The organism is Halpernia humi (assembly GCF_900108025.1).
GTDB classification, from domain to species: domain Bacteria; phylum Bacteroidota; class Bacteroidia; order Flavobacteriales; family Weeksellaceae; genus Halpernia; species Halpernia humi.
In genome coordinates this window covers 149,253-166,504 of sequence record NZ_FNUS01000003.1, presented here as the reverse complement: position 1 = coordinate 166,504, position 17,252 = coordinate 149,253, and the positions used below count along the sequence as shown (strand labels likewise).

Below are 17,252 nucleotides of genomic sequence, written 5' to 3'. Positions count from 1 at the left end.
ACCAAAAAATAAATAATTATGGATTTTTACAAAATTTTTCTAAGCGCACACAAAGGCATCGGCTATCTCGTACTCCTTTTAGTTGCGATTTTTCTTTTGTCGCTTTTGATGTGTATGTTTGGATACTCTGGTAGAATTTCAAAACTTCTACGCAAATCTACTCTTTTCACGATGATCGCGTTCCACACCCAAGTTTTAGTAGGAATTCCTTTGTTATTAATATTTTCTCCTGGCTTCAAAGTCGCTTTGGATAATGGCACATTAATGAGCGACGCTTACAATCGCCACACTTTTGTAGAACATCCTTTTTCTATGCTCATAGCAGCCGTATTGTTGACTATCATTTATAAATATATGAAAAAGCACGATACAATTGCGATGAAAATCGTAATAATGGGCGTAATAGCAATTGCGCTTTTTGCGTATGCATTCCCTTGGATGAGGGTTTTCGGTGCATAGTTTATGAATTTAAAATTAGTAGAAAATTATTTTCTACTCTAGGCACGCCAAGTTTCTCGGCATAGCAGAAGAATTTAGGGAGAGGACATTTGCAATCGTCCCAAAAAAAATTTTTACAAGAAAAACGCAATCATTAAAAATCAAAAGGGAAAAACTTTTGATATTTTTGTGGTTTAAAATTAAATACAAATCAAAATGAAAATAGCTCTAGTTGGCGCCACAGGAATGGTAGGTCAAGTCATGTTAAAAGTATTAGCAGAAAAAAACTTTCCAGTAACGGAATTATTACCGGTCGCTTCAGAAAAATCCGTCGGTAAAACAATAATTTTTAAAGGCAAAGAGTACAAAATTGTCTCTATGCAACAAGCAATTGATGCAAAACCAGAAATTGCACTTTTCTCCGCTGGTGGTGATATTTCTTTAGAATTTGCACCTCAATTTGCTGCTGTAGGAACAACCGTTATAGACAATTCTTCTGCTTGGCGGATGAACCCAGCACACAAATTAGTGGTGCCAGAAATCAATGCTGAAACTTTAACCAAAGAAGATAAAATTATTGCAAACCCAAACTGTTCTACCATTCAATTGGTGATGGTTTTGCATCCTTTAAATTTAAAATATAACTTAAAAAGAGTGGTGGTTTCCACTTACCAATCTGTAACTGGTACGGGCAAAAATGCAGTAGATCAGTTAAATGCAGAGGTTCTTGGGCAAGAAGCCAAAAAAGTTTATCCATATCAAATTTTTAAAAATGCTTTGCCACATTGTGATGTTTTTTCTGAAGACGATTATACCAAAGAAGAAATAAAACTAATGAACGAGCCATTGAAAATTTTAGGAGATTATTCTTTTAAATTGACGGCAACCGCAGTTCGAGTTCCCGTGCAAGGCGGCCATTCTGAAAGTGTGAATATAGAATTTGAAAATGATTTTGAAATTTCAGATATAAAGGAATTACTTGCAAACACGCCTGGAATTGTTTTGCAAGACGACGTTAAAAACAATCTCTACCCAATGCCTTTATATTCTGAAGGAAAAGATGAAGTTTTTGTGGGTAGAATTAGGAGAGATAATTCGCAAGAAAAAACAGTAAACATGTGGATTGTAGCAGACAATTTGCGAAAAGGAGCCGCCACAAATGCCATTCAAATCGCCGAATATTTGGTAGAAAATAATTTAGTTTAAAAACTTTGCCTGTAAAATCAGGCATTTTTTATGAATAAACAAAACCAAAATACCAAGAACAATTTCAGCTTCCAAAGAAATGTGGCCATTATCGGCGTGCTTCTTTTTGTCGGGAAACTAGTGGCTTGGCGGTTAACCAATTCAGACGCCATATTTTCTGATGCCATGGAAAGTATTGTGAATATTATAGCCGCTTTTTTGGGTTTATATTCACTTTATCTCGCCTCAAAACCGCGAGACGAAGACCATCCTTACGGCCACGGCAAAGTAGAATTCATCACTTCTGGTATAGAAGGCGCGCTCGTAATTTTTGCGGGTATTATCATTATCGGTCAAGCAATTGTTTCATTACTAAACAAAAATATTTTAGATCGAATTGATTACGGAATTTTTATTGTGGCCATTACAGCCGTGGTGAATTATGTACTTGGCTATCTAAGTTTCAAAAAGGGAAAAACGGAAAATTCTCTCGTGCTGAAAAGTTCTGGCAAGCATTTGATGGCAGACACAGTTACAACTTTAGGAGTGGTTGCGAGTTTGCTCGTCGTTTATTTCACGAAAATTTATTGGATAGATTCCCTCGTAGCAATTCTTTTCGGGCTTTATATTATATTTGTCGGCTACAAAATTGTCCGAAAATCTTTAAGCGGCATTATGGATGAGGCCAATCCTGATATGCTTCGTAAACTATCATCTTTTTTAAATGAACACAGAAAACCGACCTGGATAGACTTGCACAACACAAAAATTCAGCAACATGGCAGCCACTTGCACTTAGATGCCCACCTCACTTTGCCATGGTATTTTGAACTTCGCGAAGCACATAAAGAAATGGAAGAATTGGTGAAATTAATCGCTAAAAATTCTGACAGAAATATTGAATTTAATTTTCACATGGATGATTGCAAATCATTTTCTTGTGAAATTTGCCAAGTAGAAAATTGTAGCGCGCGCCAACATCAATTCATTAAAAAAATTACTTGGGACGAAAAAAACATTTCACAAGTGCAAAAGCATTCTCTAAAAAATTAAATTTCACCCAACTATCTAGTCAAGATCTTGAACATTGGCTAGGTTTTAAAGCAGTATAAATTTTACGAAGAAAATGCAATTTAAAAAAAATCTGTACGCAACTCTAAATGTCCAATCCTTTTTCTAGTTGCGCTTTTCGATAGTAAAACAGCGGAACAATCAGTAATAAAATCAAAGGTTGAATTACGAATCTTCGCATGTAGAAAGAAAACAAATAGCCAATTTCAAATTTCGTGTGAATGCAAAATAAATACACCGGAAACGTAATCCCAAATACAATAATAATTAGAACCAAAGCCTGAATCGTCCATTTCTTATTTTGAAATAAAGCCTGAATAATTATTAATGAAAAAATTAAATTTAATGCAAATCTGAAGAGGTAATTTAAAACCAAAGGCAGCCATTCAAAATCAGGAAAAATCGCATTTCTATCTGCAATTTTAAAAAAGGCTAAAAAAGGATCATAAAACAAATGGTTTTCTACAAAACGCACCGCGATTAAACCTGAAATTCCCAAAAACACAAAAAGCCATTTTAAATAGTTCATTTTATATCTTTTTTTCTCCCTTTAAAACAAAAAACTTCACCCAAACCAACCATAAAATAACGATGGTTCCATAAATAATGGCCGGGAAAAAATAATCATGCGCGATATGATCATATTGGGGAAATTTCAACAAAATAATGTTGAGCCAAGCAATACGTAAAACATTCATTATGTGTATAATAACCAAACCAGCCGCTGCGAAAAGATAAGTTTTAAGACCTTTATGAAAAACAAAAATAAAGGCTAAAAATAAAATCATAATAGAAATGGCGTTGCAGCCTTCCACCATTCTCGAGAGATATTGATGGTTCACATAAAAGTAGGAGCTTTTGTATTTTGCGACATCTACAAGTTGTGTTTTGTAGCCTAAAGAATTTTGGCAAAAACTACTTTGCCTCGCTACCCATTTAGAAAAAGGATCTATCGCTAAATTATCAAAATAATTGAGATAAAATTGGTACGCAAAAAGCAAAACGAGGTAAATAATGATAAACCGCAGAATGACTTTTAAAACAGGCAAAAAATCCTTAAACATAGCGCAAAGATAATAAAATCTTCAAATTTTAGTATCTTTGTTTTTGCATGGAAGAAAAAGAAATTATTCAGTTTTTTGAAGATTTTTCGCAAGAAAAACTACAGCAAATCTTGGCTTTGCCACAGAGCGGCTCTTCTAGAAAAAATTTCATTGCTAAAACAGCAAAGGAAAAGTTTGTTATAACTTATAATTCAAACATTGCAGAAAACCGCGCTTTTTTTTATTTTTCAAAATTATTTTCAGATTTAAGTTTAAATACGCCAGAAATTTTTAAAATTAATAATGATGAAAATCTCTACATTCAAAGTTATTTAGGCGAAATAACTCTATCGGAAATCATCGCAAAAGAAGGCGAATCTGATCGTGTTAAAAATTTAGTTCAAAACGCATTATCAAAACTTTTCTCACTTCAAAATGCCACACGAGACAAAGTAGATTTTGCCCAAACCTTTGAATATAAAAGTTACGATGAACGTCCTATTTTAAACGATTTGTTTTATTTTAAAAATTTTTTCGCAGATGTTTTAGAACTGCCTTATCAAAAATCTAAACTCATTTCCGAGTTTTTAGAAATAGTGAAATTAGTTGAAAATCTTCATCCAAAAGGCCTAATGCTGCGAGATTTTCAAGCCAGAAACATAATGGTGAATGTCAATAATTGCGTTTTTTTTATCGACTATCAAGCCGCCATGCAAGGCCCGTTGATGTATGACGTAGTTTCCTTTCTCTTCCAAGCAAAAGCCAATTTTTCAGAATATTTTAAAAACGAAATGTTAAGTTTTTATATTAATTTATTTAATGATGAACTTGATAGGAATAAATTAAAAAAATCCCTCGAACCTCTAAAATTAATGCGCTATTTGCAAGTTTTGGGCGCTTATGGTTTCCGTGGATTGGTGCAGAAAAAAGAGCATTTTTTGGCAAGTATCCCAAAAGGTGTAGAAAATATTCAACATTTTGCTAATTCTTGGGATGAAATGAAAAATTACCCAGAATTGGAGAAATTGATTTTTAACTTAAATCCTTAAAATAATAAATGTTTTAAAATTGTAATTTGAACGATTAAGAATGATGAAGGAATTAAGACAATTATGTTAAGTGTTAAATTGCTTGTAAAAAAATTATAATATACGATGACAAGGAGAGAAGTGACGCAGTTGTCTTATGAAATTACAGGTTGTGCGATAAAAGTTCATAAAATCTTAGGGCCAGGTTTGCTCGAAAAAGTATACGAAGACTGTTTAAAAATCGAGCTGGAGAAAAGCGGATATAATGTAAAACAACAACTTTACACACCAATAATTTATGACGGAGTAGAAATAGAGACCAAAATAATTGTCGATTTATTAGTGAATGATTGTGTAGTAGTTGAATTAAAATCTATCGAAACTCTATTACCAATCCATGAAGCCCAACTTTTGACTTACATGAAAGTCCTTAAAAAACCGCAAGGATTATTGATAAATTTTTTCACGAACAACATTACAAAATCGATGAAACCCTTTATTAATGAATATTTTAACTGTTTAGATGATTAGTTTTATAAAAATGTTTTCAATGTTTTTCCAAACCTTAATTTTCTTAATCCCTTCATAATTCTTAATGGTAAAAAAGTAAAATTCTAAATTAAAAAAAATGAGTTTAAACGTAGAAATCCACAGTTTTTCGTACAAAAAAGGCGGCATCCCAAAAGACTATTCCGGCAACGGCGGCGGTTTTTGTTTTGATTGTCGAGGTATTTTAAACCCTGGAAGAATAGAGGAATTTAAAACACAAACCGGTCAGGAAATTGGCGTCCAAAAATTTTTAGAAGAAAAAACCGAAATGCCACATTTTTTAGAAGGCATCAAATCGGTAATTTCCATAACAATAGAAAACTATTTAAGCAGAAATTTTGAGCACTTGCAAATTAATTTTGGCTGCACTGGCGGGCAACACCGCTCGGTTTATTGCGCAGAAAAAATTGCAGAATTTGTTAAAAATAAATATCCGGAAACTATTGTGAAATTATTTCACGATGAGCAACCGCAACTAAAAGTATTATAACAAAAACTCATCTAAGATTATCTACAACGATAATTCGAAAAAATAAAAAAATTCAAATGAAAGCATTAATTTTTGCCGCCGGGAAAGGAACACGCCTAAAACCATTCACAGACAGCCATCCAAAAGCTTTGGTAGAGGTGAATGGCGTTCCGCTTTTAGAAAGAAATATAAAATATTTGAAAAGCTTTGGCATTAATGATTTTGTAATTAATGTTCATCATTTTGGAAATCAGATTGTAGATTTTTTGAAAATTAATGATAATTTTGGAGCAAATATTAGCATTTCAGAGGAGAAAGAAGAACTTTTAGAAACGGGCGGCGGCTTATTATTTGCCCAAAAATATTTAGAAAACGAAGAAAATTTTCTCATTATGAACGCCGATATTTTAACAGATTTGGCTTTAGATGAATTTATTTCAGACCATTTAAACAATAAAAATTTCGTTACATTAGCCGTTTCAGATAGAAAAAGTTCTAGGAAATTATTATTTAATGAAGCGCAAATTTTACGCGGCTGGCTTAATGTAGATTCAGGCGAACAAAAACTAGCAGAATTCAACAAGGCCTTTAAGCCAATGGCTTTCAGTGGGATACATTGTGTGAATTCTTCTATATTTAATAAAATAAAGCGTCGCGGAAAATTCTCAATTATGGAAGAGTATTTAGACCTGATGAAAACAGAAATTATTAAAGGTCTTTTTCATCAGGCAAATTTAATTGACGTGGGAAAACCCGAATCCGTAAAACAAGCAGAAAAACTATTTATATGATAGACGATAATAATTTAGAAGATAAAAGAATAAAAGAAAGTTTTCGGCAAAAAACTTGGGACGAAACCGTTACCAAAGACAGTTGGATGGTTTTTAAAGTCATGGCTGAATTTGTAGATGGCTACGAAAAATTAGCTAAAATCGGCCCATGCGTTTCTATTTTTGGTTCCGCGAGATTGCAGAAAGACGATAAATATTACCTGATGGCAACCGAAATTGCAAAAAAAATCACAGAAATTGGCTTTGGTGTTATCACAGGTGGCGGGCCAGGCATAATGGAAGCCGGAAACAAAGGCGCACACGAAGGTGGCGGTAAATCTATCGGCCTGAATATAGAATTGCCTTTTGAGCAGCATTTTAACCCCTACATAGACAAAGGTTATTCTATGGATTATGATTATTTTTTCGTACGAAAAGTAATGTTCGTGAAATATTCGCAAGGTTTCATCGTGCTTCCAGGTGGTTTTGGAACTTTAGATGAATTAATGGAAGCGCTCACTTTAATTCAGACTAAAAAAATTGGTCGTTTCCCCATAGTTTTAGTGGGCTCAGAATTTTGGAGCGGTCTTTTAGATTGGTTTAGAAATACTTTATTAAAGAATGGAACAATCAGCGAAGAAAATTTTAGTCTTTTTCGCGTGGTAGATACGGCCGACGAAGCCGTTGCACATATAAAAGCGTTCTACGACAAATATTCAGTGAATGTTAACTTTTAATTGGCATATCTTTTGTGCCTTCACTTTTACAATTAATTAAAATGAAAAAATTTATACAAATATCTGGACTTTTTGCCGTGTTGCTTTTAATGAGTTTTATGAAAGCAGACTTTTATTCTTCCATGACGAAAGTGGATTACGTGGAAGGCAGCAAAACTTTAAAATTCACTACAAAAATGGATACGGAACATGTTTCAACAGCCATAAACATTAATCCGAACACCGCAGGTTTTGAAGCCGAAGTAAAAAAATATGTGAACAACAAATTTTCGGTTTCTGTGAATGGCGTGCCACAACGATTAACTTTCACAGGCAGCCAAGTAAACGGCGAATCCGTTTGGGTTTATTTCGAAGCGGGAAATATTTCTTCTATCAATACTTTAAAAATCAGCAATACTATTTTATTAGAAGCTTATCCAAAACAAGTGAATATCGTAAATATTGGTTACAAAGGCAATCAAAAAACAATGACTTTCCAAAGAGGTAGAGAAAGCAATGAAGTAAGTTTTTAACGAAAAAAACATTTAAAACATTGAACCACATTTTATAATGTGGTTTTTTTTTGCGGCTTTTTGCGTAATGTTTTTGTTTATATTTGCTTTAATATGTATGATATGGAAATACTTTTGTTTTTAATTTTGTTGATTTTAATCATTATTTTATTAAATAAAACATCAAAAAATGCAGCAGAAACCAAAATTGCTTTAGAGCAACTCAAATCTTCTTTAAAAGAATTAAAATCTCAAATTAAAAGCAATCCTGAAACGCTGCAATCTTCCACGGAAATTGAAAAGGCAGTTCAGCCTAAAATAATTCCTGAAAAAACAATTTTAGAGGAAATAAAACCCCAAAAAGCAGAGCCAGAAGTCACTTTTCAAAATGTGGCTTTATCCACAAAATCGCGGGAAATTACAGAGCAAAAGCCGAAACGGCCGTATTCGCAGGAAATTTTACCACCGAAAAAATCTTGGCTAGAAAAATTTAAAGAAGAAAACCCAGATATCGAAAAATTTATTGGCGAAAATCTGATTAATAAAATTGGGATTTTAATTTTGGTTTTGGGCATCAGTTTTTTTGTAAAATTTGCGATTGATAAAGATTGGATCAACGAACCTGCAAGAGTTGGGATTGGCATTCTGGCTGGCGCAATTGTGATGTTTGTGGCACATAAATTAAAAACCAATTACAAAGCATTTAGTTCGGTTTTTGTGGCAGGCGCCGTTGGTATTTTTTACCTCACCATCGGTATTGCTTTTCATGATTACCACTTGTTTAGCCAAACTGTTGCGTTCATAATTATGGTGGTAATTACCGCATTTTCTGCGCTTGTTTCTGTATCTTACGATAGAAAAGAATTAGCGGTTTTGACTTTAATTGGCGGTTTTGCCGTGCCTTTTATGGTCAGTACAGGCGAAGGAAATTATAAGGTTTTATTCTCTTATCTGATCATTTTAAATTTAGGAATGCTCACAATTGCCTATTTCAAAAAATGGAATTTAGTTACAATTTTAGCATTTATTTTTACGTGTTTAATTTTTTCTGGCTGGTTTCAATCGGTTTATTTTGGCCCAAAATTTCCGCATTTTGGTGCGTTTTTATTTGCCACCATATTTTATGTGATTTTTAGTATCGCCATTGTTATTAATAATTTGCGCACCAAAAATCAGTTTTCAAAAGTAGATTATGCCTTATTTTTAGCCAATACTTTTTTCTATTTTGGGATGGGCATCAGTATTATCGAAAGTTGGGGGATTCACATAAAAGGCTTGTTTACCGTGGTTTTAGCGCTTTACAATTTTATTTTGGCCATTATATTTTACAAAAAATATGGTTTAGATAAAAACGCGGTTTACCTACTTTTGGGTTTAACTTTAAGTCTCATCACGCTTGCAATTCCGATTCAGTTTGAAGGAAACCGCATCACACTTTTTTGGGCTGCAGAAGCGGTTTTACTTTTTTGGTTGGCAAAAAAATCTAATATTTTAACCCTAAAATTTGCTGGTATTGCCGTGCAAATCTTAATGTTGATCAGCCTTGCGATGGATTGGGATTTTTATTACCTTGGCTTTAAAGACTTAAATTTAAGACCAATTTTAAACCCGATTTTCATCACAGGAATTGTGAGTTTAGCGTCCCTAATTGCTTCCACTTATTTCTTCAAAGAAGAAAAAGAAAATCAATTTTTCAATTTTTTTACAATTAAAAATAAAAATTACAGATTTGGTTTAATTTTATTGAGTTTTTTCGTGGCTTATTTTGTTGGCTATTTTGAGGTTTTTTATCAAGCACATTTCTACATTGCAAACGATGCGTCTGCCATTTCGCTTTCGGTTTTATACCATTTTATATTCAGTGTTGTTTTAATCTATTTTTCATTAAAGAAAAAAATCGCAGTGAAATTCAGTTTTATCCTCGCTTTTGCAAATTTAGTTTTGTATTGCGCGGTGTTTTACAGCCTCACTTTTCAGGAAATGACCAATAATTTTGCCGGAGACTCGAATAATCAAATGGCCTTTATCATTCATTATTTATTGCTCATTTGCTTATTTTATTTCATCTATATTCTCTACACAAATAGAAACGAAGCAAGTTTTTCTAAATATTTAAACCACAAATTTGCACTATGGATTTTAGCCTTTTTTGCCATTTATATTTTGAGCAATGAAGTGATGATTCACGGCTTGAAATGGTCTGGAGAAATCACCAATAATGAAGATTTTATTAAAAATAAATTCACGTTTGATAGCAGTTTTTATTCCAAAAAGCATTTTTTTGAAGACAAAGCATCATTGCTAAAAACACAAATTATTAAAATCGGATATCCTGTTTTATGGGGCGTTTTATCTTTCCTTTTTCTAATTGTAGGCATCAAAAAGCAAAATAAAAAATTGCGAATTATCGCGCTTACTTTGCTTGGGATTACCATTTTGAAACTATTTATTTACGACATCCAAAATGTGTCTGAAACAGGAAAAATTATAGCATTTATTTTATTGGGTGTTTTAATTTTAATTATTTCTTTTGTTTACCAGAAAATAAAAAAGTTAGTGATAGATGATGAAAATAGTAATCGTACAAACTTAGAAAAACCCCAAAATAATGAAGATGAAGCCTAAAAATTTTAGTTTAATATTAGCGGTTTTTGCGCAATTGTTATTTGCCCAAATCGAACGCGCGCCACTGCAAATGACTGAAAATAGTGGTTTTCATCAAATAGTGTTGTCGCCCGAAATTCGTTCTGCTTCATTAAATAATTTAGATTTTATAAGGATTTTCGATTCGAAAAACACCGAAGTTCCTTATGTGGTTTTAAATACTCAAACTTCTACCAAATCATCAAAAAATTTTGAAATTTTATCTAAAAATTCAATTCCAAATGTTTCAACCTCCATTGTGGTTTTAAATAAAGATTTGGAGAAATTAGATGAATTAAATTTAAAAATTGCCAATACAGATGTTGTTAAAACATACAACATTAGCGGAAGTAATGATCAGAAAGAATGGTTCGGGTTAGTTGATAATCAAACGATTAGTAATCTTTCGGATGAAAATAGCACCTTCGTATTACGGCGGTTTAGTTTTCCTTTAAATCAATACAAATACTTGAAATTTACCTTTATTGATAAGAAATCTTTGCCTGTAAATATTCTTGAAGCAAGTTCCGAAACGAGTTTTCAAAATAATTCTGCGCCCATTATTTTAAGAAATTCTTCACAAAGTATTTCCACCAATACGGAACGGAAACAATCAATTATTAAATTGAAATTTAGGAAACCTCAAGTTATTGATGAGATTAGATTTAATATTTCTGCCCCAAATTTTTATTTAAGAAACGCCGAAATTTCCATCCCAAAAACGATAGTTTTCAAAGGAAAAACCCAAACGCTCATTGAAAGCGTTGGTTTAATACAAATAAGTTCAAAAAGCGAAAACACTTTTAAAATTTCTGAGATTTTTACGGATGAATTAACGATAACAATTGATAATCAAGACAATTTACCTTTGGAAATTGAGAATGTAAATTTGTATCAAAACCCGATTTCTATTCTTGTAGATTTAAAAAAGCATGAAAAATATGCAATTATTATAAATCCAAAATTATCAAAACCGCAATACGATTTAGCAAATGTGGGTTTAAATTTTAATCAAAATTTCCCTATTGCAAAAGTAAATTCTTTAGAAAAAATTGAAAAAATTACCACTAAAAACGCCGAAAAATCGTTTTGGCAAACCGCTCTTTTTATGTGGATTTGTATTTTGGTTGCGATTTTGGTCATCGGTTTTTTCGCCATTTCGATGGTAAAAGATTTGAATAAAAAGTAGCGTTTCTTCCACAAAATTTGTTTTTATGAACGCTAAAACGATAAATATTTTCCCTTTCTAATTGTGACTAATTTTTCAAAAAACAGTTCATTATTTCAGTTCTAGAAGACGTAAAACACTGAAATTATTATGGCTAGATCTGTAAAATTTGTGTTATTAACCTGAGTTCGATTAATTTTCAATTTTCAAAGTAATATTTATCAATAACTTAAAAATATCAATTGCGTCGGGCTTTAGCCCGATGAAAGATGTAATGCGTCATTTGGCTTTAGCCAAAACGTATATTAGGTTTTGGCTAAAGCCAATTCTTATTTAAAACCTTATATAACGGGCTAAAGCCCGTTCCTATTGATGTTTTTCAAAAAATTATTATGTCTAGATCTGTAAAACTTGTGTTATTACTATTTTGAGTTAGATTTTTAGAGGGTTTTAAAACGGCAATTTTTCAATAAATTTTTTTCCCAACTTCCTTATCCTTACTTTTGTGGGAGTTTTTATTTATGCTAGATATTATTCAACTTTTACCAGATCACGTTGCAAACCAAATTGCTGCGGGAGAAGTCGTGCAAAGACCTGCTTCTGTGGTGAAAGAATTGATGGAAAATGCGATCGATGCACAAGCCACAAAAGTGGAACTCATTATTCGTGAATCTGGCAAAAACTTAATTCAAGTGGTAGATAACGGTATCGGCATGTCTGAAACCGATGCTAGAATGGCCTTCGAAAGACACGCCACTTCTAAAATAAAAACCACTGAGGATATTTTTAAAATTGCCACCAAAGGCTTTCGTGGTGAGGCTTTGGCATCTATTGCAGCTGTTGCACAAGTAGAACTTCGCACAAAAAAAGAAGATTCTAAAACCGGCACTAATATCTACATTGAAGGGGGCGGATTTCATTTCCAAGAACCGATTCAAACTGCAGATGGCTCTAGTTTTTCTGTTAAAAATTTATTTTACAATGTTCCTGCGCGTCGGAAATTTTTAAAATCAAACACGATAGAATTTCGCCATATTATTGATGAATTTCAGCGGGTGGCTTTGGCGCACGAAAATGTAGAATTTGAATTGTTTCATAATGATGAACCCATTTTTCGTCTTCGAAAAGGTAGCCAAATGCAGAGAATTGTGGATATTTTTGGGCGAAAAATTCACAGTTTATTGGTTCCCATTAAAGAAGATTTGGGCTGGATAAAACTGGAAGGATTCGTGGCAAAACCAGAAGGTGCAAAAAAAACACGAGGCGAGCAATTTTTGTTTGTTAATGGCCGTTTTTTCCGCAGTCCATATTTAAATAAAGCCGTTCAGGAAGCCTTTGAAGGTTTGCTTTTGCCCGGCTATATTCCATCATTTTTTCTGTATTTAGAAACGGATCCGGAGAAAATAGACGTGAATATTCATCCCCAAAAAACGGAAGTAAAATTTGAAGATGAAAATTTAATTTTTGCCCTTTTGCGTTCTACAATTAAGCGTTCACTAGGCATTTACAATGTTGCACCAAGTTTAGATTTTGATAAAGATGCGAATGCTTTGCAACTTTCGCCCTCCCGAAGTAATGGGCATATAAAAAATCCCGAAATAAGAGTTGATCGCGATTATAATCCTTTTTTAACAGAAAAAAGTCCTTCTTCTTCAGAAAAAGTAGAGCTTACAGAGTTTTATAAAAATAATATTTCTAGCGCACCTTCAAAAATAAATTTGTTTGAAGAAGAAGATTTTGAAGAAGATTTAATGCGACTTCCGAATGGCTACTGGCTCATGAACCGCGGTGGAAAAACCTTGATGCTCGATTTAGGGAGAATGCATCGTTTGGTGATTTTGAGCCAAAATAAATTCAAAAAAATAAGTAATATTAGTCAGCCCTTGCTCTTTTCGGTAGAATATTATATGAACGAAATCGAGAAAGACAAATACCGTTCAATTAAAAAATTCCTACCAAATTTAGGCTTTGAAATGGTGATTGCACACGAAAATGTTTTAAGAATAAATAGTATTCCCGAAGGTTTAAAAGAAAAACAAGTGATTCCTTTTTTGGAGAAACTTTTTGAAATATTAGATTACAAGAGTGAAGAGGAGTTTATGCATTTTTATGAGCACCAATGGAACAAAATGCAATCCAAATCTCGCTTTGATTTTCTTTATAAAACCGATGCAGAAGTCCTTATAAAACAATTTCAAGAAATTGGTTTTCCCGAATTTTTACCTTCGGGAAAACGCTGTTTCTATGAAATTTCTTTGGAGGATTTAGAAAATAAATTTTAATAAAAAATTATGTTCCCAAAACTCACACCCGTTACTAAAAATATTATTATTCTGAATGTTATCATTTATTTGATTTCGAATTTTGTGGACTTCCCGAGACTATACAATTTATTTTCGGCATTTTACCCCCTTTCGCCGAACTTTCACTCATGGCAAATTCTGACGCACATGTTTATGCACGCGCCTTTAGGCGAGGGTTATGGCATTATGCATATTTTGCTTAATATGATGACTTTGTGGAGTTTCGGGCCGGTTTTAGAAGGAATAATTGGCGAAAGAAAATATATTATTCTCTATTTTTTAAGTGGATTGGGCGGTTTTGTTTTATTTAATCTTTGGAATTTTTATGAAATTCAACAAATGGTGCAATCGCTTACAAGCCAAGGTATAAATGTGGCGGAAATTTTCCATAAATCGGCGCTTTCTTACGAGGGAACTGTGCCATCTGTAGCAATGCCGTTAATTAATGAATTAAGAGCGCCAATGTTGGGCGCTTCTGCAGCAATAATGGGTGTTGTAGCAGGTTTTGCGACCTTATTTCCGGATGCTAAATTATATTTAATGTTTGTGCCGATTGGTATAAAAGCAAAATATTTGGTAATTGGTTTCGTAGTGGTATCCTTCTTTCTTCAAATCACTGGTAAAACTTTAGGAATTGCCCATTTTGCGCATATCGGTGGCGCGATTGTAGGCTACTTGCTAGTAAGACACTTTATAAAAAACCGCTTTAGAATTAATTAAAAATGAAAATTATACGTTTTGTTTTTCTAATAATTCATTTGGGAGTTATTGCCCTGTTGTTGGCGAATTTCCTCAATATTATAGTGACGCCAAAAGTATTTCCGTACTTTAATTTTCTGTCTTTGGCTTTTCCTATTTTAATGATTTTTAATGTAATTTTAATTTTATTTTGGATTATTTTATGGAAAAAACGGGCTTTTTTCTTTCTAATTGTAAGCGTTTTATTTTTTAAACCAACGAGCAGAATTATAAATTATAGCCCGAAAAAAACAGAATCTGCTAATCTTAAAATTATAACTTTTAATGTTCATTCTGCAAAATTTGGTCGCAAACCAATCGCAGAATTCATTAATCGGGAAGATCCAGATATTGTTTTTTTGCAAGAAGCTGGGAACGTAAAGTCGGATTATAATTTTGAAAAACTTCCTTTTGTAGATAAAGCGCCTATTGTGTTTTTTTATTCAAAATATAAAGTGGTAGCAGAAAAGAAATGGATTATAAATGAAACAGGACAAGCAACCGCTTATGATGTACGAATCAGAGGTAAAATGTACCGCTTTGTAAATGTTTATTTGCAGCCCTTTTATCTGGTTAAATCTAAATTTCGGCCAACGGATAACCAATCTGAAAATGAAGTTAAATTTAAAAGTTTAATTAAAAGAATGGTTCCCACTTTCAAAGAACATCAAGAGCAAATCTCCGCGGCACGTGATGCGATAGAATCTTCGCCATATCCAGTTATAATGGCAGGTGATTTTAATTCTGTGCCCAATTCCTACGAATATTACCATTTGGGAAAAAACTTGCAAGATGCTTTTGAAATTGCTGGAAATGGAAGTTCTACAAGTTTTCATGACTGGAAATTTCCCATTCGGATAGATTATATTTTTACGTCTAAAGACATTCTCCCAATAAGCTATAAAGTAGATAGAAGCAAAAGATTATCGGATCATTTCCCAGTTATTGCGACTTTTAAAATTAAGTGAAGAATTTTTCAGCACAAAACTACAGAGGTAAATATTTATTTTTTAAAAAAAGAATCCATTTGTTTCGGGGAAACCTTTATGTCTCTGTTTTGAAATTATTCCAAGTTTTTCTTTAACAAAGGCTCTAAAAATTCCCGATTATTACTTAAGCGCGGCACTTTATTTTGCCCACCAAGTTTGCCGCGTTCTGCCATCCAATCGTAAAATAATTTTGGTTTTGCGATGTGAATAATTGGCTCAGAAAGTGTCATATTATTATAGCGTTTGGCTTCGTAGTCAGAATTCATATTTTTTAATTCAGCATCAAAAACAGCGATGAATTTATGCAAATCTTTTGGGCGCTCAATAAATTCTATAATATACTCATGTGCACCAGATTTGCCATCTTTCATGTAAATGGGTGCGCCCGTAAAATCTAAAATTGTAGATTGGGTAGCTTCGCAAGATTTTGTAAGTGCAGTTTCAACATTATCAATCATTAGTTCTTCCCCAAAAGCATTAATATGATGTTTGGTTCTACCAGAAACTTTTATTCTAAAAGGGTCTAAACATGTGAATTTTATGGTATCGCCAATTAAATATCGCCATAAACCACCGTTTGTTGTAATTAAAAGTGCATAATTTTTGTTGAGTTCTACATCTTCTAAATGGATTGTTTTTGGGTTATCTTTGTGAAATTCTTCCATCGGTATGAATTCATAAAAAATACCATAATCTAACATCAGAAGCATTTCCTCACTTTTATAAACATCTTGAATAGCGAAAAAACCTTCTGAAGCATTATAGATTTCGTAATATCGGATATCTTTTCCTATGAGTTTTTTGTATTCTTCTCGGTAAGGTTTAAAACTTATACCGCCGTGAAAAAAAACTTCTAGATGGGGCCATAATTCAGAAATATTTTGATGTCCGGTTTCTTTTAAAATTCTTAAAAGTAAGACCATCATCCAACTCGGCACACCCGTGAAACTGCCAACTTGCTCTTTGGTAACTTCGTTCACAATGGCTTTCAATTTACTTTCCCACTCGGACATCAAAGAAATTTTTTTGCTCGGAGTGGTTGTAATTTCTACCCAAAAAGGTAAATTTTCAATTATTATGGCAGATAAATCGCCAAATTTTGTATTAAAATCTTGATACAATTCTGCGCTTCCGCCCAATCGCAAGTTTTTGTGCAGAAACAATTCATTTTCTGGGTGATTATTGGCATAAATGGCCACCATATCTTTGCCCGCCTTCAAGTGGCAATTTTCTAAACTTTCATTAGAAATAGGGATGAATTTGCTTTTTGCGTTGGTGGTGCCGCTAGATTTTGCGAATCTTTTAATGTAACCTGGCCAAAAAATATCTTTTTGCCCTTGTCTGGCTTTTTCTATCCAAGGTTCAAAATCTTCGTAAGTTACAATCGGGACTTGGTTTTTAAAATCTTGGTAGGTCGAAATATCTTTGAAACCATACTTTTTGCCATACTCTGTGTCTTCGGCAAAAAAGAGTTGAGAAAACAAAACGCCTTTTTGCGTTTCTAAAGGATGTTCTTTAAAATTTTGAATTTGATCTATTCTTTGCCGAATATACCAGTTCACAACAGAATTAAAAAGTGCCTTTGTTGCCATATTTACAAAAGTAGTAAATTTTTAGATGTTACTTTAAG

The 17,252-nt window shown here is 32.9% G+C and carries 17 protein-coding genes; 14 read left to right on the top strand and 3 right to left on the bottom strand.

The window, feature by feature from the left end; all coding sequences use genetic code 11:
* Window positions 1-18 precede the first annotated feature (18 nt).
* The 3 genes from C4S29_RS07780 (at window position 19) to C4S29_RS07770 (ending at window position 2,676) form a co-directional block, all read left to right on the top strand.
* Window positions 19-459 (top strand): hypothetical protein, encoded by a 441-nt coding sequence (locus tag C4S29_RS07780; RefSeq protein ID WP_103913582.1) that lies wholly within the window; start codon window positions 19-21, stop codon window positions 457-459.
* A 195-nt stretch (window positions 460-654) separates the two neighbouring features.
* Window positions 655-1,644, top strand: a complete 990-nt coding sequence (locus C4S29_RS07775) for an aspartate-semialdehyde dehydrogenase (RefSeq protein WP_103913581.1) — start codon at window positions 655-657, stop codon at window positions 1,642-1,644.
* Between the two features lie 30 nt (window positions 1,645-1,674).
* The gene (locus tag C4S29_RS07770) at window positions 1,675-2,676 is read left to right on the top strand and encodes a cation diffusion facilitator family transporter (protein ID WP_103913580.1); all 1,002 of its coding nucleotides are present in this window, start codon (window positions 1,675-1,677) and stop codon (window positions 2,674-2,676) included.
* Between the two features lie 103 nt (window positions 2,677-2,779).
* On the opposite strand, the gene C4S29_RS07765 is transcribed toward C4S29_RS07770, so the two are convergent.
* On the bottom strand, window positions 2,780-3,223 hold the full coding sequence (locus C4S29_RS07765; protein WP_103913579.1) for an exosortase F system-associated membrane protein: 444 nt from the start codon (window positions 3,221-3,223) through the stop codon (window positions 2,780-2,782).
* A 1-nt stretch (window position 3,224) separates the two neighbouring features.
* Entirely contained in the window at window positions 3,225-3,758 is a 534-nt protein-coding gene (gene xrtF, locus C4S29_RS07760) for an exosortase family protein XrtF (protein ID WP_103913578.1), read from the bottom strand.
* Window positions 3,759-3,805: 47 nt separating this feature from the next.
* On the opposite strand from xrtF, the gene C4S29_RS07755 reads away from it, so the two are divergent.
* The 11 genes from C4S29_RS07755 (at window position 3,806) to C4S29_RS07705 (ending at window position 15,601) form a co-directional block, all read left to right on the top strand.
* On the top strand, window positions 3,806-4,786 hold the full coding sequence (locus C4S29_RS07755; protein ID WP_103913577.1) for an aminoglycoside phosphotransferase family protein: 981 nt from the start codon (window positions 3,806-3,808) through the stop codon (window positions 4,784-4,786).
* Between the two features lie 105 nt (window positions 4,787-4,891).
* Window positions 4,892-5,296: a GxxExxY protein gene (locus C4S29_RS07750; protein WP_103913576.1), complete on the top strand. Its 405-nt coding sequence runs from the start codon at window positions 4,892-4,894 to the stop codon at window positions 5,294-5,296.
* Window positions 5,297-5,393: 97 nt separating this feature from the next.
* Complete coding sequence (locus C4S29_RS07745; protein ID WP_103913575.1) at window positions 5,394-5,804, top strand: RapZ C-terminal domain-containing protein; 411 nt, start codon at window positions 5,394-5,396, stop codon at window positions 5,802-5,804.
* 56 nt (window positions 5,805-5,860) lie between these two features.
* Window positions 5,861-6,574, top strand: coding sequence for a nucleotidyltransferase family protein (locus tag C4S29_RS07740; RefSeq protein ID WP_103913574.1), 714 nt, complete (start codon window positions 5,861-5,863; stop codon window positions 6,572-6,574).
* Complete coding sequence (locus C4S29_RS07735) at window positions 6,571-7,290, top strand: LOG family protein (protein ID WP_103913573.1); 720 nt, start codon at window positions 6,571-6,573, stop codon at window positions 7,288-7,290. The genes C4S29_RS07740 and C4S29_RS07735 overlap by 4 nt, the downstream gene beginning before the upstream one ends.
* Before the next feature lie 41 nt (window positions 7,291-7,331).
* Window positions 7,332-7,802, top strand: a complete 471-nt coding sequence (locus C4S29_RS07730; RefSeq protein WP_103913572.1) for a DUF6702 family protein — start codon at window positions 7,332-7,334, stop codon at window positions 7,800-7,802.
* 102 nt (window positions 7,803-7,904) lie between these two features.
* On the top strand, window positions 7,905-10,406 hold the full coding sequence (locus C4S29_RS07725) for a DUF2339 domain-containing protein (protein ID WP_103913726.1): 2,502 nt from the start codon (window positions 7,905-7,907) through the stop codon (window positions 10,404-10,406).
* Window positions 10,396-11,613: a DUF3999 family protein gene (locus tag C4S29_RS07720; RefSeq protein WP_103913571.1), complete on the top strand. Its 1,218-nt coding sequence runs from the start codon at window positions 10,396-10,398 to the stop codon at window positions 11,611-11,613. Before C4S29_RS07725 ends, C4S29_RS07720 begins: the two co-directional genes overlap by 11 nt.
* Window positions 11,614-12,113: 500 nt before the next feature.
* The gene (gene mutL, locus C4S29_RS07715) at window positions 12,114-13,874 is read left to right on the top strand and encodes a DNA mismatch repair endonuclease MutL (protein WP_103913570.1); all 1,761 of its coding nucleotides are present in this window, start codon (window positions 12,114-12,116) and stop codon (window positions 13,872-13,874) included.
* Between the two features lie 9 nt (window positions 13,875-13,883).
* Window positions 13,884-14,615, top strand: coding sequence for a rhomboid family intramembrane serine protease (locus tag C4S29_RS07710; protein WP_103913569.1), 732 nt, complete (start codon window positions 13,884-13,886; stop codon window positions 14,613-14,615).
* A 2-nt stretch (window positions 14,616-14,617) separates the two neighbouring features.
* Complete coding sequence (locus C4S29_RS07705; RefSeq protein WP_103913568.1) at window positions 14,618-15,601, top strand: endonuclease/exonuclease/phosphatase family protein; 984 nt, start codon at window positions 14,618-14,620, stop codon at window positions 15,599-15,601.
* Window positions 15,602-15,696: 95 nt separating this feature from the next.
* Here C4S29_RS07705 and C4S29_RS07700 read toward each other — a convergent pair whose 3' ends face one another.
* Window positions 15,697-17,214: a GH3 auxin-responsive promoter family protein gene (locus C4S29_RS07700; RefSeq protein ID WP_103913567.1), complete on the bottom strand. Its 1,518-nt coding sequence runs from the start codon at window positions 17,212-17,214 to the stop codon at window positions 15,697-15,699.
* Window positions 17,215-17,252 lie beyond the last annotated feature (38 nt).

Bases quoted from the DNA above. Each gene is read 5' to 3' on its own strand.
- C4S29_RS07745 (WP_103913575.1), top strand. From the start codon at position 5,394: ATGAGTTTAAACGTAGAAATCCACAGTTTTTCGTACAAAAAAGGCGGC.
- C4S29_RS07710 (WP_103913569.1), top strand. From the start codon at position 13,884: ATGTTCCCAAAACTCACACCCGTTACTAAAAATATTATTATTCTGAAT.
- C4S29_RS07775 (WP_103913581.1), top strand. From the start codon at position 655: ATGAAAATAGCTCTAGTTGGCGCCACAGGAATGGTAGGTCAAGTCATG.
- C4S29_RS07735 (WP_103913573.1), top strand. From the start codon at position 6,571: ATGATAGACGATAATAATTTAGAAGATAAAAGAATAAAAGAAAGTTTT.
- C4S29_RS07700 (WP_103913567.1), bottom strand. From the start codon at position 17,214: ATGGCAACAAAGGCACTTTTTAATTCTGTTGTGAACTGGTATATTCGG.
- xrtF (WP_103913578.1), bottom strand. From the start codon at position 3,758: ATGTTTAAGGATTTTTTGCCTGTTTTAAAAGTCATTCTGCGGTTTATC.
- mutL (WP_103913570.1), top strand. From the start codon at position 12,114: ATGCTAGATATTATTCAACTTTTACCAGATCACGTTGCAAACCAAATT.
- C4S29_RS07755 (WP_103913577.1), top strand. From the start codon at position 3,806: ATGGAAGAAAAAGAAATTATTCAGTTTTTTGAAGATTTTTCGCAAGAA.
- C4S29_RS07770 (WP_103913580.1), top strand. From the start codon at position 1,675: ATGAATAAACAAAACCAAAATACCAAGAACAATTTCAGCTTCCAAAGA.
- C4S29_RS07725 (WP_103913726.1), top strand. From the start codon at position 7,905: ATGGAAATACTTTTGTTTTTAATTTTGTTGATTTTAATCATTATTTTA.
- C4S29_RS07740 (WP_103913574.1), top strand. From the start codon at position 5,861: ATGAAAGCATTAATTTTTGCCGCCGGGAAAGGAACACGCCTAAAACCA.
- C4S29_RS07705 (WP_103913568.1), top strand. From the start codon at position 14,618: ATGAAAATTATACGTTTTGTTTTTCTAATAATTCATTTGGGAGTTATT.
- C4S29_RS07765 (WP_103913579.1), bottom strand. From the start codon at position 3,223: ATGAACTATTTAAAATGGCTTTTTGTGTTTTTGGGAATTTCAGGTTTA.
- C4S29_RS07730 (WP_103913572.1), top strand. From the start codon at position 7,332: ATGAAAAAATTTATACAAATATCTGGACTTTTTGCCGTGTTGCTTTTA.
- C4S29_RS07720 (WP_103913571.1), top strand. From the start codon at position 10,396: ATGAAGCCTAAAAATTTTAGTTTAATATTAGCGGTTTTTGCGCAATTG.
- C4S29_RS07780 (WP_103913582.1), top strand. From the start codon at position 19: ATGGATTTTTACAAAATTTTTCTAAGCGCACACAAAGGCATCGGCTAT.
- C4S29_RS07750 (WP_103913576.1), top strand. From the start codon at position 4,892: ATGACAAGGAGAGAAGTGACGCAGTTGTCTTATGAAATTACAGGTTGT.